At 70.8% G+C, this 23,442-nt stretch carries 30 protein-coding genes; 22 read left to right on the top strand and 8 right to left on the bottom strand.

The annotated features are described in order from the left end of the window. Window positions 1-26: 26 nt before the first annotated feature. Entirely contained in the window at window positions 27-362 is a 336-nt protein-coding gene (locus AC07DU_RS27250) for a YnfA family protein (protein WP_360901250.1), read from the bottom strand. A gap of 117 nt (window positions 363-479) precedes the next feature. Here AC07DU_RS27250 and AC07DU_RS27255 point away from each other — a divergent pair, with 117 nt between their 5' ends. Continuing rightward, complete coding sequence (locus AC07DU_RS27255) at window positions 480-1,019, top strand: hypothetical protein (RefSeq protein WP_479026059.1); 540 nt, start codon at window positions 480-482, stop codon at window positions 1,017-1,019. 3 nt (window positions 1,020-1,022) lie between these two features. Here the strand turns inward: AC07DU_RS27255 and AC07DU_RS27260 are convergent, their stop codons facing one another. Both AC07DU_RS27260 and AC07DU_RS27265 read right to left on the bottom strand, forming a co-directional pair. Beyond that, window positions 1,023-1,751, bottom strand: a complete 729-nt coding sequence (locus AC07DU_RS27260) for a Mut7-C RNAse domain-containing protein (protein ID WP_360901244.1) — start codon at window positions 1,749-1,751, stop codon at window positions 1,023-1,025. Between the two features lie 55 nt (window positions 1,752-1,806). Beyond that, window positions 1,807-2,223: a winged helix-turn-helix transcriptional regulator gene (locus tag AC07DU_RS27265; RefSeq protein ID WP_360901241.1), complete on the bottom strand. Its 417-nt coding sequence runs from the start codon at window positions 2,221-2,223 to the stop codon at window positions 1,807-1,809. A 144-nt stretch (window positions 2,224-2,367) separates the two neighbouring features. Here AC07DU_RS27265 and AC07DU_RS27270 point away from each other — a divergent pair, with 144 nt between their 5' ends. Then, complete coding sequence (locus tag AC07DU_RS27270) at window positions 2,368-3,267, top strand: NADP-dependent oxidoreductase (RefSeq protein WP_360901358.1); 900 nt, start codon at window positions 2,368-2,370, stop codon at window positions 3,265-3,267. Window positions 3,268-3,471: 204 nt separating this feature from the next. Here the strand turns inward: AC07DU_RS27270 and AC07DU_RS27275 are convergent, their stop codons facing one another. After that, window positions 3,472-4,002, bottom strand: a complete 531-nt coding sequence (locus tag AC07DU_RS27275; RefSeq protein ID WP_479026064.1) for a GNAT family N-acetyltransferase — start codon at window positions 4,000-4,002, stop codon at window positions 3,472-3,474. A 74-nt stretch (window positions 4,003-4,076) separates the two neighbouring features. Between AC07DU_RS27275 and AC07DU_RS27280 the strand changes: the two genes are divergently transcribed. Beyond that, the gene (locus AC07DU_RS27280) at window positions 4,077-4,844 is read left to right on the top strand and encodes a restriction endonuclease fold toxin-2 domain-containing protein (RefSeq protein ID WP_479114202.1); all 768 of its coding nucleotides are present in this window, start codon (window positions 4,077-4,079) and stop codon (window positions 4,842-4,844) included. Window positions 4,845-4,873: 29 nt separating this feature from the next. Next, window positions 4,874-5,311: a hypothetical protein gene (locus AC07DU_RS27285; RefSeq protein WP_479114204.1), complete on the top strand. Its 438-nt coding sequence runs from the start codon at window positions 4,874-4,876 to the stop codon at window positions 5,309-5,311. 284 nt (window positions 5,312-5,595) lie between these two features. Here AC07DU_RS27285 and AC07DU_RS27290 read toward each other — a convergent pair whose 3' ends face one another. Beyond that, on the bottom strand, window positions 5,596-6,033 hold the full coding sequence (locus AC07DU_RS27290) for a hypothetical protein (RefSeq protein ID WP_360901694.1): 438 nt from the start codon (window positions 6,031-6,033) through the stop codon (window positions 5,596-5,598). Window positions 6,034-6,337: 304 nt separating this feature from the next. Between AC07DU_RS27290 and hemL the strand changes: the two genes are divergently transcribed. The 8 genes from hemL (at window position 6,338) to AC07DU_RS27330 (ending at window position 14,709) form a co-directional block, all read left to right on the top strand. Then, complete coding sequence (gene hemL, locus AC07DU_RS27295) at window positions 6,338-7,660, top strand: glutamate-1-semialdehyde 2,1-aminomutase (RefSeq protein ID WP_479114206.1); 1,323 nt, start codon at window positions 6,338-6,340, stop codon at window positions 7,658-7,660. Continuing rightward, on the top strand, window positions 7,657-8,346 hold the full coding sequence (locus tag AC07DU_RS27300; protein WP_360901603.1) for a histidine phosphatase family protein: 690 nt from the start codon (window positions 7,657-7,659) through the stop codon (window positions 8,344-8,346). Before hemL ends, AC07DU_RS27300 begins: the two co-directional genes overlap by 4 nt. A gap of 237 nt (window positions 8,347-8,583) precedes the next feature. Next, on the top strand, window positions 8,584-9,810 hold the full coding sequence (locus tag AC07DU_RS27305) for a polysaccharide deacetylase family protein (RefSeq protein WP_479114281.1): 1,227 nt from the start codon (window positions 8,584-8,586) through the stop codon (window positions 9,808-9,810). A 78-nt stretch (window positions 9,811-9,888) separates the two neighbouring features. Next, the gene (locus tag AC07DU_RS27310) at window positions 9,889-10,527 is read left to right on the top strand and encodes a TlpA family protein disulfide reductase (RefSeq protein ID WP_479114209.1); all 639 of its coding nucleotides are present in this window, start codon (window positions 9,889-9,891) and stop codon (window positions 10,525-10,527) included. Window positions 10,528-10,537: 10 nt separating this feature from the next. Further along, entirely contained in the window at window positions 10,538-11,275 is a 738-nt protein-coding gene (locus tag AC07DU_RS27315) for a cytochrome c biogenesis CcdA family protein (protein WP_360901609.1), read from the top strand. Window positions 11,276-11,289: 14 nt separating this feature from the next. Beyond that, window positions 11,290-13,080, top strand: coding sequence for a cytochrome c biogenesis protein ResB (resB, locus tag AC07DU_RS27320; RefSeq protein ID WP_479114211.1), 1,791 nt, complete (start codon window positions 11,290-11,292; stop codon window positions 13,078-13,080). Next, the gene (gene ccsB, locus AC07DU_RS27325; RefSeq protein WP_360901616.1) at window positions 13,077-14,180 is read left to right on the top strand and encodes a c-type cytochrome biogenesis protein CcsB; all 1,104 of its coding nucleotides are present in this window, start codon (window positions 13,077-13,079) and stop codon (window positions 14,178-14,180) included. The genes resB and ccsB overlap by 4 nt, the downstream gene beginning before the upstream one ends. A 25-nt stretch (window positions 14,181-14,205) precedes the next feature. Next, a complete protein-coding gene (locus AC07DU_RS27330; RefSeq protein ID WP_360901619.1) occupies window positions 14,206-14,709 on the top strand; it encodes an SRPBCC domain-containing protein in 504 nt (167 codons plus the stop codon). Between the two features lie 19 nt (window positions 14,710-14,728). On the opposite strand, the gene AC07DU_RS27335 is transcribed toward AC07DU_RS27330, so the two are convergent. Then, window positions 14,729-15,193 (bottom strand): MarR family winged helix-turn-helix transcriptional regulator, encoded by a 465-nt coding sequence (locus AC07DU_RS27335; protein WP_453374616.1) that lies wholly within the window; start codon window positions 15,191-15,193, stop codon window positions 14,729-14,731. Window positions 15,194-15,335: 142 nt separating this feature from the next. On the opposite strand from AC07DU_RS27335, the gene AC07DU_RS27340 reads away from it, so the two are divergent. Then, window positions 15,336-15,701 (top strand): cupin domain-containing protein, encoded by a 366-nt coding sequence (locus AC07DU_RS27340; protein WP_479026089.1) that lies wholly within the window; start codon window positions 15,336-15,338, stop codon window positions 15,699-15,701. Window positions 15,702-15,719: 18 nt separating this feature from the next. Here the strand turns inward: AC07DU_RS27340 and AC07DU_RS27345 are convergent, their stop codons facing one another. Then, window positions 15,720-16,055 carry a PLD nuclease N-terminal domain-containing protein gene (locus tag AC07DU_RS27345; protein ID WP_479114214.1) on the bottom strand — a complete coding sequence of 112 codons (336 nt, stop codon included), beginning with the start codon at window positions 16,053-16,055 and terminating at the stop codon, window positions 15,720-15,722. Between the two features lie 90 nt (window positions 16,056-16,145). Between AC07DU_RS27345 and AC07DU_RS27350 the strand changes: the two genes are divergently transcribed. Genes AC07DU_RS27350 through AC07DU_RS27370 form a run of 5 tightly spaced genes read left to right on the top strand, consistent with a single transcriptional unit; the run spans window position 16,146 to window position 20,339 of the window. Further along, window positions 16,146-17,603, top strand: a complete 1,458-nt coding sequence (locus tag AC07DU_RS27350) for a menaquinone biosynthesis decarboxylase (RefSeq protein ID WP_360901628.1) — start codon at window positions 16,146-16,148, stop codon at window positions 17,601-17,603. Next, entirely contained in the window at window positions 17,600-18,076 is a 477-nt protein-coding gene (locus AC07DU_RS27355) for a hypothetical protein (RefSeq protein WP_479114216.1), read from the top strand. The genes AC07DU_RS27350 and AC07DU_RS27355 overlap by 4 nt, the downstream gene beginning before the upstream one ends. Further along, window positions 18,073-18,999: a menaquinone biosynthesis prenyltransferase MqnP gene (gene mqnP / locus AC07DU_RS27360; RefSeq protein ID WP_361951602.1), complete on the top strand. Its 927-nt coding sequence runs from the start codon at window positions 18,073-18,075 to the stop codon at window positions 18,997-18,999. The genes AC07DU_RS27355 and mqnP overlap by 4 nt, the downstream gene beginning before the upstream one ends. A 44-nt stretch (window positions 19,000-19,043) precedes the next feature. After that, the gene (locus AC07DU_RS27365) at window positions 19,044-19,607 is read left to right on the top strand and encodes a Uma2 family endonuclease (RefSeq protein WP_479026097.1); all 564 of its coding nucleotides are present in this window, start codon (window positions 19,044-19,046) and stop codon (window positions 19,605-19,607) included. A gap of 39 nt (window positions 19,608-19,646) precedes the next feature. Then, window positions 19,647-20,339, top strand: a complete 693-nt coding sequence (locus AC07DU_RS27370) for a UbiX family flavin prenyltransferase (RefSeq protein ID WP_360901640.1) — start codon at window positions 19,647-19,649, stop codon at window positions 20,337-20,339. On the opposite strand, the gene AC07DU_RS27375 is transcribed toward AC07DU_RS27370, so the two are convergent. Continuing rightward, entirely contained in the window at window positions 20,336-20,470 is a 135-nt protein-coding gene (locus tag AC07DU_RS27375; protein ID WP_360901709.1) for a hypothetical protein, read from the bottom strand. The two genes, AC07DU_RS27370 and AC07DU_RS27375, sit on opposite strands and share 4 nt — an antisense overlap. Window positions 20,471-20,592: 122 nt before the next feature. Between AC07DU_RS27375 and AC07DU_RS27380 the strand changes: the two genes are divergently transcribed. From AC07DU_RS27380 to AC07DU_RS27395, 4 genes are all read left to right on the top strand, one after another. Continuing rightward, a complete protein-coding gene (locus tag AC07DU_RS27380) occupies window positions 20,593-21,048 on the top strand; it encodes an Lrp/AsnC family transcriptional regulator (RefSeq protein ID WP_030009228.1) in 456 nt (151 codons plus the stop codon). Window positions 21,049-21,118: 70 nt separating this feature from the next. Beyond that, window positions 21,119-22,282 carry an aminofutalosine synthase MqnE gene (gene mqnE / locus AC07DU_RS27385; protein WP_360901644.1) on the top strand — a complete coding sequence of 388 codons (1,164 nt, stop codon included), beginning with the start codon at window positions 21,119-21,121 and terminating at the stop codon, window positions 22,280-22,282. Window positions 22,283-22,377: 95 nt separating this feature from the next. Next, window positions 22,378-22,902 (top strand): GNAT family N-acetyltransferase, encoded by a 525-nt coding sequence (locus AC07DU_RS27390; protein WP_360901647.1) that lies wholly within the window; start codon window positions 22,378-22,380, stop codon window positions 22,900-22,902. Window positions 22,903-22,946: 44 nt separating this feature from the next. After that, on the top strand, window positions 22,947-23,315 hold the full coding sequence (locus tag AC07DU_RS27395) for a DUF4229 domain-containing protein (protein ID WP_360901650.1): 369 nt from the start codon (window positions 22,947-22,949) through the stop codon (window positions 23,313-23,315). Window positions 23,316-23,442 lie beyond the last annotated feature (127 nt).

Below are 23,442 nucleotides of genomic sequence, written 5' to 3' on the forward strand. Positions count from 1 at the left end.
CGATTCCCCGCCAGCATAGGCGGGGCTCAGCGGCCGCGCGGGGCGTACATGATCACGGCCATTCCGGCGAGGCAGACGAGGGCGCCGGCGATGTCCCAGCGGTCGGGGCGGTAGCCGTCGGCGACGGCGCCCCAGGCGAGGGATCCGGCGACGAAGACCCCGCCGTAGGCGGCGAGGACCCGGGCGAAGTCGCCTTGGGGCTGGAGGGTGGCGACGAAGCCGTAGAGGCCGAGTGCGATGACTCCGCCGCCGATCCAGGCCCAGCCCTTGTGCTCGCGGACGCCCTGCCAGACCAGCCAGGCGCCGCCGATCTCCAGGAGGGCGGCGAGGGTGAACAGGGCGGCGGAGCGGGCGATCAGCATGGCTCAAAGGTACGTACGGACGGCGCGGCGGACGGGGGTGGGCGCGCCCTCGTTCGTGTGATGGTCCGACCGGTCGGGGGTGGTGGTGGCTAGGGTTCGCGCGAGGAGGTGGTGTCGGTGCGCCGTGGTGCCGTGCGTGGTGTGGTGGTGGCGGGAGTGCTGGCGCTCGGCGCGGGTACGCCCGCGTGGGGGTCGGCGTCGGATCCGGGGTGGGAGCCGGCGCGGGGACCGGGGTGGGAGTCGGCGCCGGGACCGGGGTGGGAGTCGGCCGGGCCGGAGGCCGATGTGGCCTATCACGGCCGGGTGGCCCTGACCGGGTCGCAGCTGCGGATCTGGATGGTGCCGGAGAACGACGGGCCGGCCGCGCTGCCGAACGCGACGGTGCGGGTGCGGCTGTCGGCCGAGCTCGGGGACCACCAGCAGCTGGCGGAGGGCTGCGCGCGGGCCGGTCTGCGCGAGGTGGTCTGCGAGACGGGCCCGCTGCCGCTGCACGGGCGGGGCCGGCACATCGGGATGGTGCTGGAGCTGCGCGAAGGGCCGTCGGAGGTGGTGGTGCGCGTCGACACGTGGTGGAACGGCGGGGCGACGGACCGCAACCACGCCAACAACGAGCACGTGGTGCTGGCGTTGGACACGGGGGACGCCTACGCCTTCTGAGGCTCAGGTGGTGCCGAACTCCATGACCGCCTCGTCCACGATCCGCTCCAGGCGGGCGTGGTGGGCGCCGCGCCAGTAGACGCGCTGGCACGCGGCGCACTGGGCGAAGACGTCGTAGGAGCGGTGCGTGCCGTGTTCCAGGCGGTCGCCGACGCTGTCCTTGTCGGCTTCGTGGAGCGGCCCGTTGCACGCGGTGCAGCGGGTCCACGGCGCGAGGGCCGGCGCGAACCGGCTGAGGACGTCGCGCAGTTGCTCGTCGGGATTGTCGCTGTAGACGTACGCGCCGGCGAAGAGCTCGCGGCGGCGCAGCAGGCCACGGTCGCGCGAGAGCAGGACGCGCCGCTCGGTGGCGGAGCGGGTGGCGAGGGCGGGGTCGCCGATGTCCTCGTTCTCGTAGGCGGCGTCGACGCCGAGCAGGCGCAGGCGGCGGGCGAGGGTGCCGAGGTGGACGTCGAGCAGGAAGCGGAGCGGCGCGCCGGTGACGCGTTGGGGGCGGTCGACCCCGAACACCTCGACGTTCTGGCCTTCTTGGGGCACGTACGAGACGGGTACCTCGTGGCCGTCGACGAGGAGGCGGCCGACTTCGGTGAGCGGGACGCCGACGGACTCGACGACGTGGCCGAGGCTGGAGGCGCCGTCGGTCGCGGTCGGTACGCGCTCGGCGCGCCGGCTGGGCGGGGCGAAGAGGCGCAGTTCGGGGGCGAGGGTGAGCTGAATGCCGGGTCCGTTCACCCTGTCAGCATGCCATTGCCGGGCTGGTGGCCGCGCCGGGTTTAAGAGGTCGCGCTCACGAGGTCGCGGCGGTCTCGTCGTAGCTCTGGCGGTGGGCGCTGACCTCGTCGAAGTGGTTCTCGGCCCAGAGCTTCACGGAGGACAGGAGGCAGCCGAGGCTGCTGCCGAGGTCCGTGAGCCGGTAGTCGACGCGGACGGGGACGGTGGGGGTGACGGTGCGGGTGACCAGGCCGTCGCGTTCGAGTGCGCGCAGGGTCTGGGTGAGCATCTTCTGGCTGACGCCGGGGATCCGTCGGCCGAGGTCGCTGTAGCGCATGGTGCGGTCCTCGGCCTGGCCGAGGGCGCTGACGATGAGGCCGACCCACTTGTCGCTGATGCGGGCCAGGAGCTGGCTGGTGGGGCACTCCTTGAGGAAGGCGTCGTAGGCGGCGCGGGCGTCCTCGCGGCGGGCTGCGGCGGTGCTGGTGGCCATGGCGCCTACCTCCGGGTCGGGTACGCACTTCCGAGTGCGTACTTACGAAAAGATAGTACCTCTCTTTACGTTAGTGCCATCGGGAACGCGGAAACGCGACAACGGCAACTGGCAGTAGGAGAAGGCGACATGAGCGAGCAGACGATGCTGGCGGCAGTGGTGACGGAGTTCGGTGGACCGGAGCGGGTCGAACTGGCCCGGGTCCCGGTGCCCCGGCCGGCGGCGGGCCAGGTCCGCGTCCGGGTCCGGGCCGCCGGGGTCAACCCGGTGGACGGAGCGGTCCGCGCGGGCGTCTTCGGCGGCGCCGGCCAGCGGATCGGCCTCGGCTGGGACGTGGCCGGAGAGATCGACGCGGTCGGCGCGGAGGTGGCCGGCTGGGCGGTCGGGCAGCAGGTCGTCGGGCTGCACTACGGGGCGGTGAAGCCGGCCGGTACGCACGCGCAGTACGTGGTCCTCGACGCCACCGCCATCGCCGCCGCGCCCTCCACGGTGGACGAGGTGAGCGCGGCGGCCCTCCCGCTGAGCGGGCTCACCGCCGCCCGCGCCGTGGAGCAGCTGGGGCTCGCGCCCGGCTCCTCGGTCCTGGTCACCGGCGCCGCGGGCGTGGTCGGCGGCCTCGCGGTCCAGCTCGCGGCGCGGGCCGGTCTGGTGGTGACGGCCCTGGCGGGTGCGGCGGACGAGGACTTCGTACGCTCGCTGGGCGCGGCCGCCTTCGTCCCGCGGGGCGCGGCGGGGGCCGGGCCGGTGGACGGGGTCCTGGACGCGGCCGTACTGGGGGAGCCCGCGCTGGGCTTCGTCCGCGACGGCGGGGTGTACGTCGGGCTGATCCCGAACCACGCCCCGGCGGCGGAGCGCGGGATCCGCGTCTTGGAGCAGGAGGTCGCGCCGGACGGGGCGTTGCTGGCGCGGCTGGTGTCGCTGGTCGACGCGGGTGAGCTCACGCTCCGGGTCGCGGATACGTTTCCGCTGGCGGACGCCGCCAAGGCGCATGACCGGCTTGCGGTGCCGGGGACGCGGGGGCGGGTCGTGTTGACGGTGGCGTGACGGTTCCCTGCCGGGGGTTCGGCGGTGTGGTGTGCGGGTGCGGCGCCGTTGCGGGGGCGCTGCCCCCGGGCCCCCGCGCCTCAAGCGCCGGCGGGGCTGGAGGGTGCGGCGGGGCTGGAGGGTGCGGCGGGGCTGGAGGGTGCGGCGGGGCTGGAGGGTGCGGCGGGGCTGGAGGTGGGGGCGCTGCCCCCGGGCCCCCGCGCCTCAAGCGCCGGCGGGGCTGGAAGGGTGGAGCTCGTAGCGCCAGTCGTAGCTCGGGTGGGGGACGCCGGGTGGGTATTCGAAGTCGACCTCGCCGAGGCATTCGAATCCTGCCCGGCGGCAGACGCCGTTGGAGGCCGCGTGGGCCGTGCCCGGGAAGGCGTGGACGGTGGCGCGGGTGCCGTGGGTGCGCACGTACGTGAGGAGCTCTGTCAGCGCGGCCACCGCCAGGCCCCGCCCCTGGAATTCGGGCAGGATGCCCCAGCCCGCTTCGTAGACCGGCTCGTCCTGCCACTCCCGCTCCCAGAAGCCGACGGTGCCGACGCTCTCCCCGGAGGGTTCCAGCACCACCCGGAACATCCGCCCGGCGGCGGGCTCCCGCACGCTCATGGCCTCGTACCGGCACTGCCGGTCGGCCAGCCTCTCCTCGGACTCGGGGCCGCCCAGGTGCTCGGTCATCACGGGCTCGTTCTTGCGCTCCAGGAGCCAGAAGTCCCCGGCCCCCCACGGCTCCAGCCGCACAGATGTCTCCATCCGGCTCACGCTATGCGACGCGCGCCCGCCCCAGCGAGGCCCCCGAAGAGTCGAGCCCCATCACAGGCGACACCTTGCTGCCCTGGGACCGAGCCCGCTTCGGCGGCGACGGTCACGACGGCGGGCTGCACGAGCTGGTCTCGGGCGACATGCGCATAGCGAGCCTGGGCAAGATCCCGCCCGCCATGGACAGCTCCCAGGCCCGCGTTCCCATGCCGCAGCCCGACGGAGGCGGCTTCCTGCCGTCGCTGCCACCCTTCCTGGCGCCCTTCACCCGTGTACCCCTGCTGGTCCCGGTTGCGTACCGCCCCGCGAACGGGCCACGGGTCCAGCCGATAGCGCCACCGACGCCGCCCAGCCCGCGATTCCCTCCCCTCACGGCACCGCAGCAGCAGAACTTCCAGACCTGGCTGAACTCGCTGCGTGCGGGCGACGTCTCAGGCGGCAGGCCCGCCGAGGTCGCCTATCAACTGCGCGTTGCCGGCTATCCCGAGTACGAAGTCCCCATCGCCCCCGGCACGGGCAAGGGCACGACGCTGATGGTGGACGGCTTCCGCGACAGCGACGGCATGGCCGTCGAGGCCAAGTACGTGAACAATCCCGGCAAGAAGTGCTACCGGTCGCTCGAAGAGCTCCGTGCGAACCACCAGACGGGAAAGAAGGAGTTCCTCTTCGACCCCGACCGGAACGAGCTGCAGAAGTACGCCGCCGCACTGAACGACCCCCGCAACACTGAGATGCGGGGTGTGGAGACGGTCACCAACAATCCCGACTCCGTCGCCTACTGGCGCGTGATGATGGCGGCATATGGCGTCAAGGGCTATGCCCGCTACGTTCCCTGACCCACCCTGCACCGCCAAGGAGTACACCCGTGGACGCGTCCCAGCTCGCCGAACTGCGCACCATGTACGTCTTCACCCCCATAGAGGGGCAGACCTGGGGGCTGACCTACGACAGCCTGAAGGCCAGGCTCCTGGAGCGCGATCCGGACGAGTTCATCCGAATCCAGGAAGGCGGGCAGATCCACGGCTCGGCCATGCAGTACGGCATCACCCTCGAAGGCGAAGAGCTCGAAGGGTACGCACGCGTGCAGCCGGAAGGCATCTCGATCCTCGACGCCACCGCCCAAGCGGCGGCGAACTTCGTCGGCTGGCTCCGGGAGCACGTCGTCCCGGAGGGGGTGGCGATGACGTTTAACACCGGGTGGGGGCTGGAGGAAGATCTGCCGGACGCCTCCGTCCCCGAAGTGACGCGGCCCCGGCTCATCGCCGCCTTCCTCACCCACCTCGAAGCCACCGGCCTGGAGTGAGTGCACCAGGGCGGTGCAGCCGCCGCCTCGCACGAGAAGGGGCGGAGGGTGGGATCCGCTGGCCCACTGGGCGAGGCGGTGGTGGTTTCGGACCAGGCGGCCGCCGGGCGGACGAGGTGGCGTCCGGTGCGAGCCGTAAGGCCCCGCACTGCAGGCGGCCGTGCTCGGAGAGGGGACATTCCTCAGCCGTGTGCCCTCAATGTGCGCTGGCCGCCTGACGGGCGACTCCCGAGCTAGGCGGGCAGCCCCCGCAAAGAGCCGCCCGTGAGTGACGAAAGGCCAGGTCAGGGCCAGACCAGGCAGTACGGCTGGTGGCCCGCCTCGTGTAGGCGGTGGGAGAAGTCCTGCCACTCGTGGAGCAACTGGTAGACGTTGAAGGCGTCGCGCGGGCCGCCGCGGTCCGGGACCGTGGACCAGATGAAGGCCGCCGCGCCCACCGATTCCTCGCCGACGCCGCGCAGCGGGTCGACCACCGTCATCGGGAGCTTGACCACGGCGTAGTCGGGGTGGAGGACGACCAGTTCCAGCGGGGGCACTTCGTGGAGGGGTATGCCCTCGATGCCGGTGAGGACCATCGCGGCCATCGTCTCCGGCTTGATCTTGGTGAAGAGGCCGCCCATGCCGAGCTCGTCGCCGCCGAGCTCCTCCGGGCGCATCGTGACCGGGACCCGGGCCGCCGTGGCGCCGTCCGGGGCGCCGAAGTACTTGTACGTCACTCCCATGCCGCGGCCCCTGGGGAGGTCGTCCGCCGGTGTCGTGGGCGCGGGTACGGCGTCGGCCGCCTCGGTGGAACGGCGGCGGTGCCTGCCCCGGCGGCGGGCCTCGCGGGATTCGCGGGCGCGCTGCGGATCGAGGCCATCCGTACCCTCGCCCGGTCCACCACCGCGTTGCATATCTCCACCCGACTGGTCTTACTCGCCCCGGCCCCGTGACCCCCGCCACGCAGCCTGATCATCATGGCAGTGACCTCCCCCGCGGCGACGCGGTGAAACGCCCGCCCGCAAGTCTGTCGCGGCCTCTGAGACCATGGCTGGTGTGAGCTACCCGTACCCGTATGAAGCCCCAGTTTCGCAGACGCTCTTCGAGCGCGCCTCCCTCGTGACCCCCGGCGGCGTGAACTCTCCCGTGCGCGCCTTCCGCGCCGTGGGCGGTACGCCCCGGTTCATGGTGTCCGGGACCGGTCCGTACCTCACCGACGCCGACGGTCGCGAATACGTCGACCTCGTGTGTTCGTGGGGGCCGATGATCCTCGGCCACTCCCACCCCGAGGTGATCGCGGCCGTCCAGGCGGCCGTCGCCCGCGGCACCTCCTTCGGCACGCCCGGCGAGGGCGAGGTGGCGCTCGCCGAGGAGATCGTGGCGCGCATCGAGCCCGTCGAGCAGGTGCGGCTCGTCTCCTCCGGGACCGAGGCCACCATGTCGGCGATCCGCCTGGCGCGCGGCTTCACCGGCCGCGCCAAGATCGTGAAGTTCGCCGGCTGCTACCACGGCCACGTGGACGCGCTGCTGGCCGCCGCCGGTTCGGGGCTCGCGACCTTCGCGCTGCCGGACACCCCCGGTGTGACGGGTGCGCAGGCCGGCGACACGATCGTGCTCCCCTACAACGACATCGAGGCGGTACGGGCGGCCTTCGCCGCGCACCCCGGCGAGATCGCCTGTGTGATCACCGAGGCGGCGCCCGGCAACATGGGCGTGGTGACCCCGGCCGAGGGCTTCAACCAGGGGCTGGCTGAAATCTGCCGTCAGAACGGCGCCCTGTACATCTCCGACGAGGTGATGACCGGCTTCCGTACCTCCCGCGCCGGCTGGTACGGCGTCGACGGGGTCAAGCCCGACCTGATGACCTTCGGCAAGGTCATGGGCGGCGGCTTCCCGGCCGCGGCCTTCGGCGGCCGGGCGGACGTGATGAGCCACCTGGCCCCCGCCGGTCCCGTCTACCAGGCCGGAACGCTCTCCGGTAACCCGATCGCCACCGCCGCCGGTCTCGCGCAGCTGCGCCTGCTGGACGAAGCGGCGTACGAGACGGTCGACGCGGTGTCGCTGCAGATCCAGGGGCTGGTCACCGAGGCGCTGACCAAGGAGGGCGTGGCGCACCGGCTCCAGACCGCTTCCAACATGTTCTCCGTCTTCTTCACGGAGGATGAGGTCAGGAACTACGACGACGCCAAGAAGCAGGAAGGCTTCCGCTTCAACGGCTTCTTCCACTCGATGCTGGCGCAGGGCGTCTACCTGCCGCCGTCCGCCTTCGAGTCCTGGTTCGTGTCCACCGCCCACGACGAGAAGGCGATCGAGCGCATCGCGGCGGCACTGCCGGCCGCCGCCCGAGCCGCCGCGGAGGCCACCGCATGAGCAACGATGCCACCCCCGAACTGACCGTCGTGCACCTGGTGCGCCACGGTGAGGTGCACAACCCGGACGGGGTCCTGTACGGGCGCCGCGAGGGCTACCACCTGTCCGAGCTGGGCCGCCGGATGGCGGACCGGGTCGCCGAGCACCTCAAGGGCCGGGACATCGCCTACGTGGTGTCCTCCCCGCTGGAGCGGGCGCAGGAGACGGCGGAGCCGATCGCGAAGGTGCACGGCCTGGACCTGGCGACGGACGCGCGGCTGCTGGAGGCGGAGAACGTCTTCGAGGGCAAGACCTTCGGCGTCGGTGACGGCGCGCTGCGCAAGCCGGCCAACTGGAAGCACCTGACGAACCCGTTCAAGCCGTCCTGGGGCGAGCCGTACGTGGAGCAGGTGGTCCGGATGATGAGCGCGCTGGAGGCGGCGCGCGACGCGGCACGCGGCCGGGAGGCGGTGGCGGTCAGCCACCAGCTGCCGATCTGGATCGTGCGCAGCTTCGCGGAGAAGCGCCGGCTGTGGCACGACCCCCGCCGCCGCCAGTGCACGCTCGCCTCGCTGACGTCCTTCACCTTCCAGGGCGACAAGCTGGTGTCGGTGGGCTACAGCGAGCCGGCCCGGGACCTGGTGCCGGCGCACCTGCTGGCCGGGGCGAAGCCGGTCAAGGGTGCGTCGAAGGCGTTCGGCGCCTGACGGGCCGTTGACGGCGGAGTCTGATCAACGCACTGTTACGAACCGTTACAGCTTTACCTAAATAAATACAAGTCGCGCCGGGAATCACCGTTCCAGTGCCGCAAGTTCCGACCAATTGTCCGTTTATATGGGCGATGGCATGAGCTGGGCCAGTGGCGACGGGACGGTGAGATGCGCGACTTCAGTCAGACCGGTCAGACCGGTCAGACCGGTCAGACCGGTCAGCTCAGCGGCCGGATCGGCGGGATCAGCCGCAGGGGCGTGCTGGGGCTCGGGCTCGGGGCCGCCGCCGCGGTGGGAATCGCGGGCTGCGGCTCACCGGGTGCGTCCGGTCCCGGCGCTCCCGGCGCCGTGAAGAACCCCAAGCCGGGCGGGAAGCCGGTCGCCAGGCCCCTCGGCGACGGCTCCACCGCCGACACCGGCCCGCAGCCGAACCAGCCGGCCGAGCCCGTGCCCCTCCAGCCGGGCGAGACCCCGCCGCAGTTCGTCGTCTTCAGCTGGGACGGCGCGGGGGAGATCGGCAACGGTCTCTTCCCGCGCTTCCTCAAGCTCGCCAAGGACCACGGCGCGGCCATGACCTTCTTCCTCTCGGGCATCTACCTCCTGCCCGAGTCGAAGCGCAGCCTCTACCAGCCGCCGAACAACCCCGTCGGGGCCTCGGACATCGGGTACCTCAAGGACGAGAACATCCGTTCCACCCTGAAGTACGTCCGCGAGGCCTGGCTCGACGGGCACGAGATAGGCACGCACTTCAACGGCCACTTCTGCGCGGGCTCCGGCTCCGTGGGCAGGTGGACCCCGCAGGACTGGCGCAGCGAGATCGACCAGGCCGTGTCGTTCGTCACCAACTGGCGCACCCACACCGGCTTCACCGACGTCGAAGCCCTCCCCTTCGACTACCGCAGGGAACTGACGGGCGCCCGCACCCCCTGCCTGCTCGGCCGGGACAGCCTGCTCGCGACCGCCCGCGAGCTGGGCTGGCGCTACGACTCCAGCTCGCCCGGCGGGCTCCAGGTCTGGCCGGTGAAGAAGGAGGGCCTCTGGGACCTGCCGCTGCAGTCCCTGCCCTTCCCCGGGCACTCCTTCGAGGTGCTGAGCATGGATTACAACATCTTGGCCAATCAATCCAAGAACACCACAAAAGGGGTGCCCGCCCACTACCCGAACTGGCGCGCCCAGGCCACGGCCACCTATCTCGGCGGGTTCAGGCGGGCGTACGAGACCAACCGCGCGCCGCTCTTCATCGGCAACCACTTCGAGGAGTGGAACGGCGGCATCTACATGGACGCCGTGGAGGAGGCACTCAAGGGCATGGCGGACAAAAGGGACGTACGGCTCGTTTCCTTTCGCCAGTTCGCCGACTGGCTGGACGTCCAGGACCCCCGGGTGCTCGCCAAGCTCCGCTCGCTGGGCCCGGGCCAGTCGCCGGCCGGGGGCTGGAGCGCGTACACGACCCCGCTCTGACCTGCCGTTCGACCAGGACGCGGGCAGCCGCGCGGGGGGCGCGGTAGATCCGCGAATTGCTCATGCGAAACTTTTCACATGAGCCTTAGCCGCGCCCGTGTCCGTAGAAGTAGCCGCCGCTCGACCGGCGGCCGCGCCCTCATGATGACCGCGGTGACCCTTGCGAGCGCCCTGACCCTGGTGGCGTGCGAGGACGGGGGCGGCAAGGCCAACGGCAGCGCCGGCGGCAACTACGTCACGGGCACGACCGGCATCTCCCGCGTCGCCCAGGGCGAGCGCGCCGAGGCCCCCAAGCTCGACGGCGAGACCGTCGACGGCAAGACCCTCGACACCACCGCCCTCAAGGGCAAGGTCGTCGTCCTCAACGTGTGGGGCTCCTGGTGCCCGCCGTGCCGCCAGGAGGCCCCGTACTTCGCTAAGGTCGCCAAGGACCTCGGCGACGGCGCCGGGGACGTGGCCTTCGTCGGCATCAACACCCGCGACAACAGCAAGCAGAACGCGGCCGCCTTCGAGGCGGACTTCGGGATCACCTACCCGAGCTTCTACGACCCCGACGGCAAGCTGATGCTCCGCTTCCCCAAGGGCACGCTCAACCCGCAGGCCATTCCCTCCACGATCGTCCTCGACAAGGAGGGCAGGATCGCCGCCCGCGCGCTGGTCGCGATCGACGAGACGACCCTGCGCTCCATGATCGACCCGATCCTCGCGGAGAAGTGAGCCGGCCGGCGTGAACACCACGGTCCTCAACGGCGCCCTGCTGCTCGCCCTGCCCATCTCGGTCCTCGCCGGGCTGGTCTCCTTCTTCTCGCCCTGTGTGCTTCCGCTCGTTCCCGGTTACCTCTCCTACGTGACCGGCGTCAGCGGCGCCGACCTCGCCGAGGCCCGGCGCGGGCGGATGCTGGCCGGCGCGAGCCTGTTCATCGCGGGCTTCACCGCCGTCTTCGTCTCCACCGGCGCCCTCTTCGGGTACTTCGGCGCGAGCCTCCAGGACAACAAGGCGATCATCTCCCGGGTCCTCGGCGCCCTGGTGATCGTCCTCGGCCTCTTCTTCATGGGGCTGATCCCGGGGCTGACGATGCGGGAGTTCCGCTTCCACAAGAAGCCGACGGCGGGGCTCCTCGGCGCGCCGCTGCTCGGCGTCCTGTTCGGCGTCGGCTGGACCCCCTGCATGGGCCCGACCCTCGCCGCCGTCAACACCCTCTCCATCGACCAGGCGAGCGCGGGCCGGGGGGCGCTGCTGACCGTCGCCTACTGCCTCGGCCTCGGCCTGCCCTTCATCCTCGCCGCGATCGCCTTCCGCAAGGCACTCGGGGCATTCGGCTGGGTGAAGAAGCACTATGCGTGGGTGATGCGCATCGGTGGCGGCATGCTGGTCCTCACCGGTCTGCTGCTCGTCACAGGTTTGTGGGACAGCATCGTCAGCGACATGCAGAGCTGGACCCAAGGCTTCACGGTGGGGATCTGAGGACTGACACGGACATGAGTACGACTGACAAGGCACCCACCGAGGCGTCGCCCGAGCCGGCGCCCGGCACCGGCACCCAGCCCGAGCCGGCGCCCGCCGCCGCACCCTCGGCGGCGGCGGACCTGACCGAGGCCGCGGCCGGGGCCCAGCTCTCCACCGCCCCCGTCGAGGACAGCGCTCCCGTCGGCATCGGCGTGATCGGCTGGATCCGCTGGTTCTGGCGGCAGCTCACCTCCATGCGGGTGGCGCTGATCCTGCTCTTCCTGCTGTCCCTGGGCGCCATCCCCGGCTCCCTCATCCCGCAGACCTCCGTCGACGCGACGAAGGTCGCCCTCTGGAAGAGGGACAACCCCTCCTGGGTGACCCTCGCCGAGAAGCTCCAGCTCTTCGACGTCTACAGCTCGGTGTGGTTCTCCGCGATCTACCTGCTGCTGTTCATCTCGCTGATCGGCTGCATCCTGCCGCGCTCCTGGCAGTTCGTCGGCCAGCTCCGCGGCCGCCCGCCGGGCGCCCCCAAGCGGCTGGACCGGCTTCCCGCCCACACCACCTGGCGCACGGACAAGACCCCTGACGAGGTCCTCTCGTACGCGAAGGCGCTGCTCGGCGCGAACCGCTTCCGGACCGAGAGCGGCACGGACCACGTCGCCGCCGAGAAGGGCTACCTCCGCGAGGCAGGGAACCTGATCTTCCACGTCGCGCTGATCGTGATGCTGGTGGCCTTCGCCTGGGGCCAGTACTTCAAGTCCGAGGGCGGCAAGCTGGTCCTGCGCGGCAGCGGCTTCTCCAACACCCTCACGCAGTACGACGACTTCAAGTCCGGCGCCCTCTTCGACCCGGACGACCTGCCGCCGTTCAGCTTCACCCTGGACCAGTTCGACGCGACGTACGAGATGACCGGCCCGCAGAAGGGCACGCCGCGCGACTTCAAGGCGTACGTCACCTACACCAAGGGCGCCGACGGCACGCCGCAGAAGCGTGAGATCCAGGTCAACAAGCCCCTGGTCGTCGACGGGTCCAAGGTCTATCTGCTGGGCCACGGCTACGCGCCGGTCCTCTCGGTCACCGACCCCACCGGCAAGGTGATCTTCAAGAACTCCGTGCCGATGCTTCCGCAGGACTCCAACCTCACCTCGACCGGAGCCGTCAAGGTCACCGACGGCTACAAGGACAAGGACGGCAAGAAGGAGCAGCTCGGCTTCAACGCCGTCTTCGTGCCGACCTTCGCCGGCGATGGCCAGCAAACGATGTTCTCGCAGTTCCCGGCGCTGATCCAGCCGCGGCTCATGCTCAACGCCTGGCACGGCAGCCTCGGCGTGGACTCGGGCCTGCCGCAGAACGTGTACCAGCTCGACACGTCCAAGATGCAGTCCTTCAAGGACGAGACGGGCGAGCTGTTCAAGCAGAAGCTGAAGCCGGGCGACACGATGACCCTGCCGGACGGCGCGGGCACCGTGAAGTTCGAGGGCGTCGAGCGGTGGGCCACCTTCTCGGTCACCCACCAGCCCGGCAGCGGGCTCGCTCTGGCGGGCGCGATCGCCGCCATCGGGGGCCTGGCCGGATCGCTGTTCATCCAGCGCCGCCGGATCTGGGTCCGCGCGGTGCGCGGCCGGGACGGGGTGACCGTCGTCGAGATGGCGGGCCTCGGCCGCAGCGAGTCCGCCAGGCTCCCGCAGGAGCTCTCCGACCTCGCCGCCGCACTGCACGAGCAGGCTCCGAGCGCACCGGCCGCACCTGCCGCACCTGCCGAGCCTGCCGAACCAGCCGAACCACCTGTGGAAGAAACCCCTGAAGGAGAGCGCGGATGACGCCGCTCGCAGCCGCAGCCAACGAGAGTCTGGCTGAGATCAGCAACTACCTGATCTATTCGTCGATGGCGGTCTACACGCTCGCCTTCTTCGCGCACATCGCCGAGTGGACCTTCGGCAGCCGCAGCAAGGTGGCCCGTACGGCCGCCGCGCTGACCGGCGCCCGCGGCGCCGACGGCGTCCAGGACGCCCGGAGCGGCCCCGCCGTGCGGGTCAAGGGCAAGAACGGCGCCACCGCCGTCCTCGACCGGCCCAAGGTCACCACCCGCTCCGCCGCCGGCACCCGCGACGTCCCGGACGGCCCCGGCGCCTCCGGCGGCACCGTGCAGGGCGACCTGTACGGGCGGATCGCGATCTCGCTGACCGCGCTCGCCTTCCTCATCGAGGCGGCCGGCGTCGTCTCCCGCGCGATGTCGGTGGAGCGGGCCCCCTGGGGCAACATGTACGAGTTCTCGATCACCTTCTCCACGGTGGCCGTCGGCGCGTACCTGGTCCTGCTGGCCCTGAAGAAGAACGTGCGCTGGCTGGGCCTGCTCCTGGTCACCACCGTCCTGCTGGACCTCGGCATCGCCGTGACCTGGCTCTACACCGACAGCGACCAGCTCGTCCCGGCCCTGCACTCGTACTGGCTGTGGATCCACGTCTCCACCGCGATCTTCTGCGGCGCCGTCTTCTACATCGGAGCGGCCGGAGCGGTCCTCTACCTCTTCCGCGACTCCTACGAGGGTCACCTGGAGGCCGGCCGCAAGCCCGGCAGGTTCCGCTCCTCGGTGATGGAGCGGCTGCCCTCCGCGGCCTCGCTCGACAAGTTCTCGTACCGCATCAACGCGGCCGTCTTCCCGCTGTGGACCTTCACGATCATCGCGGGCGCGATCTGGGCGGGCGACGCCTGGGGCCGCTACTGGGGCTGGGACCCCAAGGAAGTCTGGTCCTTCGTGACCTGGGTGGCGTACGCCTGCTACCTGCACGCCCGCGCCACCGCCGGGTGGAAGGGCCGCAAGGCCGCCTACCTGGCACTCTTCGCCTTCGCCTGCTGGATCTGGAACTACTACGGCGTCAACATCCTGCTCAGCGGCAAGCACTCCTACGCGGGCGTCTGACCGCCCGGAGTGGGACCCTGGTGGCATGTCTCTCGTGAGCCATGCCACCAGCGAGCGCCGCGGCGAGGACCGCTGGCTGCTCCGCTTCGAGCTGCACCTGCCCTACTCGTACGAGACGCTCTGGCCCGCCCTGACCACGGCGGAGGGGCTGCTCGGCTGGCTGGCGGCGGCGGACGTACTGGAGCGCCGGCTCGGCGGGGCGGTCACGCTGCGCTGGCTGAACACCGGGACGGTGGCGACCGGCCGGGTCACCGCCTGGGACGTGGAGCGGGTCGCGGAGTACACGCTCACCGAGCACGGGCGGCTGCGCTTCCACCTGGAGGCGGTGGGCACCGACTCGACGGTGCTCCGGTTCGTCAACGAGCGGGGCGGCTCGCAGGACGACCGCCTGGACTGCCTCGCGGGCTGGCACGAGCACTTCGAACTGCTGGAAGCGGCGCTGGCCGGACGTCCGGCGAACTGGTCCGCGTGGACCGACACCCGCTGGGCCGAACTGCGCGAGGCCTACGCCTCCCTCTCCCCGGCCTGACGCCCGCGCGCGGCCGCCCTCACCACACGGGCCGCAGCGGCGGCAGGCCCTCTTCCCCGTGGAGCGCGCCGACGAGCCGCCCGAGCTCCCCGCGCAGTGCGCCGAGGTCGACGGCGCCGCCGAGCTCGGCCTCCAGCTCGTGCAGGATCCGGCCCGCGACGGCGAGGTGCGCGGTGGCCGCCGGGGTGAGGACGACCAGCTTGCGGCGGCCGCCCTCGGGGTGCGGCTCGCGGCGGACGTAGCCGCGCTTCTCCAGGTCGTCGACGATCTGTCCGGCGGCCTGTTTGGTCACCCCGAGCCGTTCGGCCAGCTCGGTACCGGTCGCGCCGGCGCCCTTGAGGGCCTGGAAGGCCATGCCGTGCACGGGCCGCAGGTCGCCGTACCCGGCCTCGGCGAGCCGCCGGGTGAACTCGCCCAGCAGCAGCTGGAAGCCCAGGCCGAGCAGGAAGGCGAGCTCGGGGCCGTCGGTGTCTTGTCTCGTCACGCAAATATGGTGACACGGTCGAGTCAAGCTGCTTTACTCAGTGCGAGTAAAGCAGCTTGACCTACTCGTCGCGCGACCCGTCGACCCGTCGACCCGTCGACCGCGCGACCACTCGACCGAGAGACGAGGATCCGCCTTGCACGTGATCACCACGGCCCCCGAGCACGTCACCGTCACCCCGAACGCCACCATGACCGGCCTCGCCGCCCCCAGCCGGGGCAGCGCCGAGCTCAGCACCTGGCACGTCGACATGCCCGCCGGAAACACGGGCCCCGAGCACGCGGTCAGCCGCGAGCAGGTGTGGATGCTCACCGCCGGCGCGCTGGAGATCACCTGCGACGGCCGCACCGAGACGGTCCGCGCCGGCCAGACCCTGGTCCTGCCGGCCGACGTGCCGCGCCGCGTCCACGCCCCCGAGCGCTGCGAGGCGTACGTGGTCATGCGCTGCGACGGGGTCGTCTCCGTCCAGGGCGCCGAGGGCACCCGCGTCCTGCCCTGGGCCGAATGACACCCGGGGCATCCCGGCCTACGGCTGCTCGCCGTCCTTCTTGCCCTTGTCCGTGTCCGTGTCCTTGCCCGTGTCCTCGTCGTCGGCCCGCTCCTGGCGCAGCGACCGCAGGAACTCCGGATTGTCGTCCGGCGCCACCCACCGGGTCTTCGCCGGGCGAGCGCCCCCCACGGCGGACCGCTGCTTGCCCGCGAACAGCCAGACCACCGGGCCGACGATCGAGAAGAGCAGGATGATGATCACCCAGATCACCTTCGGGAGGTGCTTGACCTCCTCCTCCGGCGTGTTCAGGCAGTCGATGAAGGCGTAGATGGTCAGCGCGATGATCAGCAGGAACGGCAGATAGCGCAGCACGGTGTGGGACCGACTCCCGGGCAGTGGCGGCGGGGCCGCACAGGGCCCCGGTGACACTCCCAGCGTAGTTGGTGGCGGATACTGGGCCCCATGGCTTACGACGATCTCCGCTCGCTGCTCCGGGCTCTGGAGCGGGAGGGCGACCTCAAGCGCATCAAGGCCGAAGTCGACCCGTATCTGGAAATCGGGGAGATCGTCGACAGAGTGAACAAGGCGGGGGGCCCGGCGCTCCTCTTCGAGAACGTCAAGGGGTCGGCGATGCCGCTGGCCATGAACGTCTTCGGCACCGACCGCCGCCTGCTGAAGGCCCTCGGCCTGAAGTCCTACGGCGAGATCAGCGAGAAGATCGGCGGCCTGCTCAAGCCCGAACTGCCCCAGGGCTTCATCGGCGTCCGTGAGGCCTTCGGCAAGCTCGGCTCCATGGTCCACGTGCCGCCGAAGAAGGTGAAGGGCGACTCCGCGCCCGTCCAGGAGGTCGTCCTCACCGGCGACGACGTGGACCTCGACCAGCTCCCGGCCCTCTTCACCTGGCCCAAGGACGGCGGCTCCTTCTTCAACCTGGGCCTGACCCACACCAAGCACCCCGAGACGGGCGTGCGCAACCTCGGCCTCTACCGCCTCCAGCGCCACGACAAGCGCACCATCGGCATGCACTGGCAGATCCACAAGGACAGCCGCAACCACTACGCGGTCGCCGCCAAGCGCGGCGAGCGGCTGCCGGTCGCCATCGCCTTCGGCTGCCCGCCCGCCGTGACGTACGCGTCCACCGCGCCGCTGCCCGGCGACATCGACGAGTACCTCTTCGCCGGGTTCGTCGCGGGCAAGCGGATCGAGATGGTCGACTGCAAGACGGTCCCGCTCCAGGTCCCGGCCAACGCCGAGGTCGTCATCGAGGGCTGGCTGGAGCCGGGGGAGATGCTCCCCGAGGGCCCCTTCGGCGACCACACCGGCTTCTACACCCCGCAGGAACCGTTCCCCGCACTGAAGATCGACTGCGTGACGATGCGCAAGCGTCCGCTGCTCCAGTCGATCGTCGTCGGCCGGCCGCCGACGGAGGACGGCCCGCTGGGCCGCGCGACGGAGCGTTTCTTCCTGCCGCTGCTGAAGATCATCGTGCCGGACATCGTGGACTACCACCTGCCGGAGTCGGGCGGCTTCCACAACTGCGCGATCGTCTCGATCGACAAGAAGTACCCGAAGCACGCGCAGAAGGTCATGCACGCCATCTGGGGCGCGCACATGATGTCGCTGACCAAGCTGATCATCGTGGTCGACGCCGACTGCGACGTGCACGACCTGCACGAGGTCTCCTGGCGGGCGCTGGGCAACACGGACTACTCCCGCGACCTGACGGTGGTGGAGGGCCCGGTCGACCACCTGGACCACGCCTCGTACCAGCAGTTCTGGGGCGGCAAGGCGGGCATCGACGCGACGAAGAAGCTCCCCGAGGAGGGCTACACCCGCGACGGCGGCTGGCCCGACATGGTGGAGTCCGACCCCGCGACCGCCGCCCTCGTGGACCGGCGCTGGAAGGAGTACGGACTGTGAGCCCGATCGCAGTGGACGGCCCGGAGCTCTTCCTGGGCACCGAGGCGGCTTACGTGGCCCTCGCCCGGCCCGAGATCGACCCGACGCAGCCCGGTGTGGTCATCGCCGCACAGGAGGCGGGCGTGAGCCCGGAGGAGTTCGCGGGCGCCGGAGACACCTGGGCCGTCATGTACGACGGGGACTTCGCCGGGGACGAGGAGGGCGGCGGCTTCGAACTGCCCGGCGCGCGGGACGTCGAGGCGGACGACTTCGCCGAGCGGCTCCAGCACGCCCTGGCGGCCGGTGAGCCGTTCACCGTCGACGCCGGGAACTTCCTGCGCCTCGACGGCCGCCCGTCCGGCGGGGCCTGGGTGATCACCGCCCACGTCACCCCGCCGGAGGAGGGCGCCGCGGCGCAGACCCTGGAGCTCGGCGCGCTCCCGGCGGCGGAGCTGCTGGCCGGCCTCGAAGCGTTCCGCGGGAGCCTCGCATGACCACCGCCGACGACGTCCTGGGACCCGGCTCCGGCCCCGCGCCGCAGGCCACCGGCAAGGTCAAGGCCTTCCTGCGGCTCGTGATGATCGAGCACTCGGTCTTCGCGCTGCCCTTCGCCTACATCGCCGCGCTCACCGCCATGTTCCAGCTCGACCGGAACGTGCACTGGGTGAAGCTGCTGCTGGTCACCGTCTGCATGGTGGGGCTGCGCACCTTCGCGATGGCCGCCAACCGGATCATCGACCGCGAGATCGACTCCCGTAACCCGCGCACGGCAGGCCGCGAGCTGGTCACCGGCGCGGTGTCCGTCCGCTCGGCCTGGACCGGGGCCGCGATCGCCGTCGCCGTCTTCCTCGGCTCGGCGGCGCTGCTGAACCCGCTGTGCCTGGCGCTGGCGCCCGTCGCGGTGATCCCGATGGTGGTCTACCCGTACGGCAAGCGCTTCACGAACTTCCCGCACGCCATCCTGGGCCTGGCCCAGGCGATAGGCCCGGTCGGCGCCTGGCTGGCCGTCACCGGTGAGTGGTCGTGGGACGCGGTGATCCTGGGCCTCGCGGTGGGCGTGTGGATCGGCGGCTTCGACCTGATCTTCGGCTCCCAGGACGTGGCCGCGGACCGCGCCGAGGGCGTCAAGTCCGTCCCGGCCCGCTTCGGCGTCCCGGCCGCCCTGTGGGGGGCCCGCGGCGCGCACGTCGTGACCACGGCCCTGCTGGTCTGGTACGCCCTCGCCACGGACGCGGGGGCGCTGTTCTGGTCCGGCCTCGCGATCGTCGCCGTCGCCTTCTGCTACGAGCACACCATCGTGAAGCCGCACGACCTGTCCCGGCTGAACCGGGCCTTCTTCACGGTCAACGGCTTCATCGGCATTGCCCTCTTCGTGTGCGCGCTGGCCGACCTGGTGGCCCGGGGCCTGACCTTCTAGCTAGCGTGCGGCCTACCATCGAGTGCAGAGAGAGGGAGGCCGACGTGACCATCTCGGAGAGCGACCGCCTGCACTCGCAGCTCAGCCGGTTCGAGGACATGTTCCCCGGGTACCGGACGGAGATTGTCGAGGGCGCCATCGTGATGAGTCCGGTCAGGCCGCACCACGGACAGACGATCCGGCAGGTGTGGAACGCGCTGGAGGCGCAGCTCGGGGAAGAGTGGGCGGTGATCTCCGATGTCGCCGTCCCCTTTGACGAGGACAACGAGTTCTGTCCGGATCTCGCCGTGATCCCGGCCGCTGAGGTCGCCAAGAACCTCAGGGCCTACCCGCCGGAGCTGATCGAGGTGGCGGTCGAGGTCGTATCGCCGGGCAGCGTGCGCAACGACTACGAGACCAAGGACCGGGCCTACGCCCGGCGCGGCATCCCGCACTACCTGATCTTCGACCCCTACCGGGCGCACTGCGTGACCCTGTGGAACCCCGGCCCGGAGGGGTATCTCGGCCGGGACACCATCGCCTACGGCAAGCCGCTCAAGGTCGACACGGGCATCGGCGTGCTGACGGTGGAGACCTCGACACTGCCCGTGCACCCGAGCGAGACCTGACCCGCCCCTGCCCGGGCATGGCCGGATAGTCTCGGAGGTATGACTGAGCGCAAGCGCACCCCTTGGGTGGTAGGGGTTTCCGGGGCGTCCGGGACGCCGTACGCGGCGGCGGTGCTCCGCGGGCTGCTCACCGCGGGGGAGAGCGTCGACCTGGTGGTCAGCCGGGCCTCGCGGCTCACCCTGCTGGACGAGACGGGGATCGCCTTCCGCGACGGGCACTGGCGCGACGACCTCGCGCAGTGGCTGGCGCGCGGCGCCGACGGCAAGCCGGGGACGTTTCCCGGTGTCATGGAGGACGCGGACGTCCGGTACTGGGGCGCCGGGGACCTGGCGGCCGGCCCGAGCTCGGGCTCGTATCCCGTCAAGGGGATGCTGATCGTCCCCGCGTCCACGGCCTGCGTGGCGGGGGTGGCGCTCGGGCTGTCGAAGGACCTGCTCCAGCGCGTGGCGAGCGTGACGCTCAAGGAACGGCGCCGGCTGGTGGTCGCGGTGCGGGAGACCCCGCTGAACGGGCAGACGCTGAAGCATCTGGTGACGCTGGACGAGGCGGGCGCGGTCGTGCTGCCCGCCTCTCCGGCGTTCTACGCGGGTGCGACGCACATCCAGGATCTGGTGGACTTCGTCGCGGGGCGGGTGCTGGACGCGGCAGGGGTGCCGCACCGGCTGTACCGCCGTTGGGACGGGGAGCTGGGAGGCTCCCGTTCTCCCCTGGGGGCAAGCGGCGGTGACTAGGCCTTCTTACGGCCCAGCGGCTTGCGGATCTTGTCGATGCGGTGGGCGGCGGCGGGCTGGTGGGCACGGGATCGGTTGGCCAGCTCCTGGAGCTGTCGCATGTGCGCGTAGGCCATCTCGATCGTGTACACGGTGAACCACTCCTGAAGATCGTCATTGATCTGATGAAAGATTTCACAGGGTGTTGACCCTGTGTGCCTTAGATTCTATACCTAAACTTGCAGGATCGCCGAATAATGGAAGGCTCCACGTAATGGACACGGTGGACAGGCAGCTCATCCAGGCACTCCGGGAGAACGGTCGTGCCTCGTACGCGGAGCTGGGCCGTCTTGTGGGCCTCTCCGGCCCCAGCGTCACCGACCGCATCAACCGGCTGGAGACGGCCGGCGTCATCACCGGCTACCGGGCCACGGTGGACTCGGCCTCCCTCGGCCTCGGCGTCACGGCGCTGATCGGCATCTCGCTCTCCGACGCCGCGGACCACGAGGACGTCGCCCGCCGGCTGCGCGACCTCGCGGAGATCGAGGACTGCTGGTTCATCGCGGGCGACGACTCCTTCATGCTGAAGGTGCGCGCCAACGACGTGGACGGCCTGGAGAAGATCATCCGCAAGCTCTCCGGCACCAAGGGCGTCTCGCGCACCCGCACCACCATCGTGCTCTCCACGAAGTGGGAGAACCGGGTCGGGGAACTGCCCGAGGAAGCCTGAGAGTACGGTGGGCCAGGGCTTGCAGGACAGTGCAGGACAGGTAGAGGCATCTAGAGGAGGCGACCGGTACATGGACGCTGGGCTCAAGCGTGAGCTGGAGGAGAAGGTCCGCTCCGGCGAGCGGCTGACCCGTGAGGACGGCATCGCCCTCTACGAGTCGGACGACCTGGCCTGGCTCGGCGGCCTCGCCCACGAGGTGCGCACGCGCAAGAACGGCGACGTCGTCCACTTCAACGTCAACCGTCACCTCAACATGACGAACGTGTGCACCGCCTCCTGCGCGTACTGCTCGTTCCAGCGCAAGCCGGGCGAGAAGGACGCGTACACGATGCGCATCGAGGAAGCCGTCCGCCTGGCCAAGGCCATGGAGAACGACAACCTCACCGAGCTGCACATCGTCAACGGCCTGCACCCGAACCTGCCGTGGCGCTACTACCCGCGCTCGCTGTCCGAGCTGAAGAAGGCGCTGCCGAACGTCTCGCTGAAGGCGTTCACGGCGACCGAGATCCACCACTTCGAGACGATCTCCGGCATGTCGGCCTCCGACATCCTGGACGAGCTGATCGAGGCCGGTCTGGAGTCGCTCACGGGCGGCGGCGCGGAGATCTTCGACTGGGAGGTCCGCCAGCACATCGTCGACCACCGCACCCACTGGGAAGACTGGTCGCGCATCCACCGCCTGGCGCACTCCAAGGGCCTCAAGACCCCCTCGACGATGCTCTACGGGCACATCGAGGAGCCGCGCCACCGCGTGGACCACGTGCTGCGGCTGCGGGAGCTCCAGGACGAGACCGGCGGTTTCCAGGTCTTCATCCCGCTGCGCTACCAGCACGACTTCGTGGACATGAAGGACGGCAAGGTACGCAACAAGCTCCAGGCGCGGACGACGATGGCGACCGGCGCCGAGGCCCTGAAGACCTTCGCCGTATCCCGTCTGCTCTTCGACAACGTGCCGCACGTGAAGGTCTTCTGGGTGATGCACGGCGTGCAGACCGCCCAGCTCGCGCTCCAGCACGGCGCGGACGACATGGACGGCTCGGTCGTCGAGTACAAGATCACGCACGATGCGGACAACTACGGCACCCCGAACAAGCTGGGCCGCGAGGACCTGCTGGAGCTGATCCGCGAGGCGGGCTTCCGCCCGGTCGAGCGCAACACGCGCTACGAGATCATCCGCGAGTACCCCGGTCCGGACGCGGGGCTGCGCGAGACCCCGCAGGCGATGCGCGTCTGACGCACCACCAGCAGCACAACGGAGCCCCGGCCGCCCTGCGGACCGGGGCTCCTTTGTCTGTTGGCGCCCGACCGGGTAATGACTACCATGCAGGTGTGCCTCTTACTTTCACGCTTGACCCCGTGGTCGACTCCGCCCTGCACGCCGGAATCCTCAGCCTGTGGACGGACGTGTCCAACGCGGGCGGCGCGGTGGGCTTCGTGCCCCCCGTCACCCCCGACGACATCCGCCCGTCCCTGGTCAAGCAACTCGCCGCGGTCGCGGACGGCGGCAGCCGGCTGGTCGTCGGGCACGACGAGGACGGGGCGGTCGCCGCCACCGCCTTCCTGACCCACAACACGCACTACCTCCAGCTCCACTGGGTGTGGGCGTACACGGTGATGGTCCATCCGCGCCACCAGGGCAAGGGCGGGGGACGCGCGCTGATGGCCGCGGTGGCGGACGCGGCCCGCTCGATCGAGGGCATCGAGGCGATCCGCCTCGGCGCCCGCGGCGGTCAGGGCCTGGAACGCTTTTACACGGCCTGCGGCTACCGCGAGGTCGGACGCGTCCCCGGCGCGATCCGGGTCGCCCCGGGCGACGACCGCGACGACGTGACGATGCTGCTGCCGCTGCGCTAGACACACGCCTCTAGGGGCCCGGCTGGCCGGGGTGCGTTCCGGGCGTGCTTCACTGGACGGGCACGCCGACGTACGACCACGACGAGAGAGAAGGGGTCACCGTGTCCCTCAAGACGAGCGCAACGATCCGCTACACCGCGATGCGCCTGGGCATCTTCGTCGGATGCCTCGTCGTCGTCGCCGTCCTGGTCCGGCTCGGCTGGGTGCCCGCCGGGCTCGGGGACGCGAACCTCGCCTGGGTCGCGCTGCTCGCGCTGGTGATCTCCGCCCCGCTCTCCTTCGTCCTCCTGCGCAAGCAGCGCGACGAGATGTCCGCGCAGATCTCCGGGCGCGTCGAGGGCGCGAAGCAGAAGCTGGCCGCGAACCGCAGCCAGGAGGACCAGGCCGACGACGCGGCGCGCGTGAGCTCGTAGCTCCGGAGCTCGTAGGCCCCTGAGCGCCCGAGCTCGTAGCGACGCACGCGGTCGGATTCATCGCGCACGCGTCGAACCGCCCCAGCACCGGGTAACCAACCCCGTGTGCTGGGGCGTTCGCGTTTTC

The sequence above is a fragment of the Streptomyces sp. NPDC045695 genome (assembly GCF_056432025.1).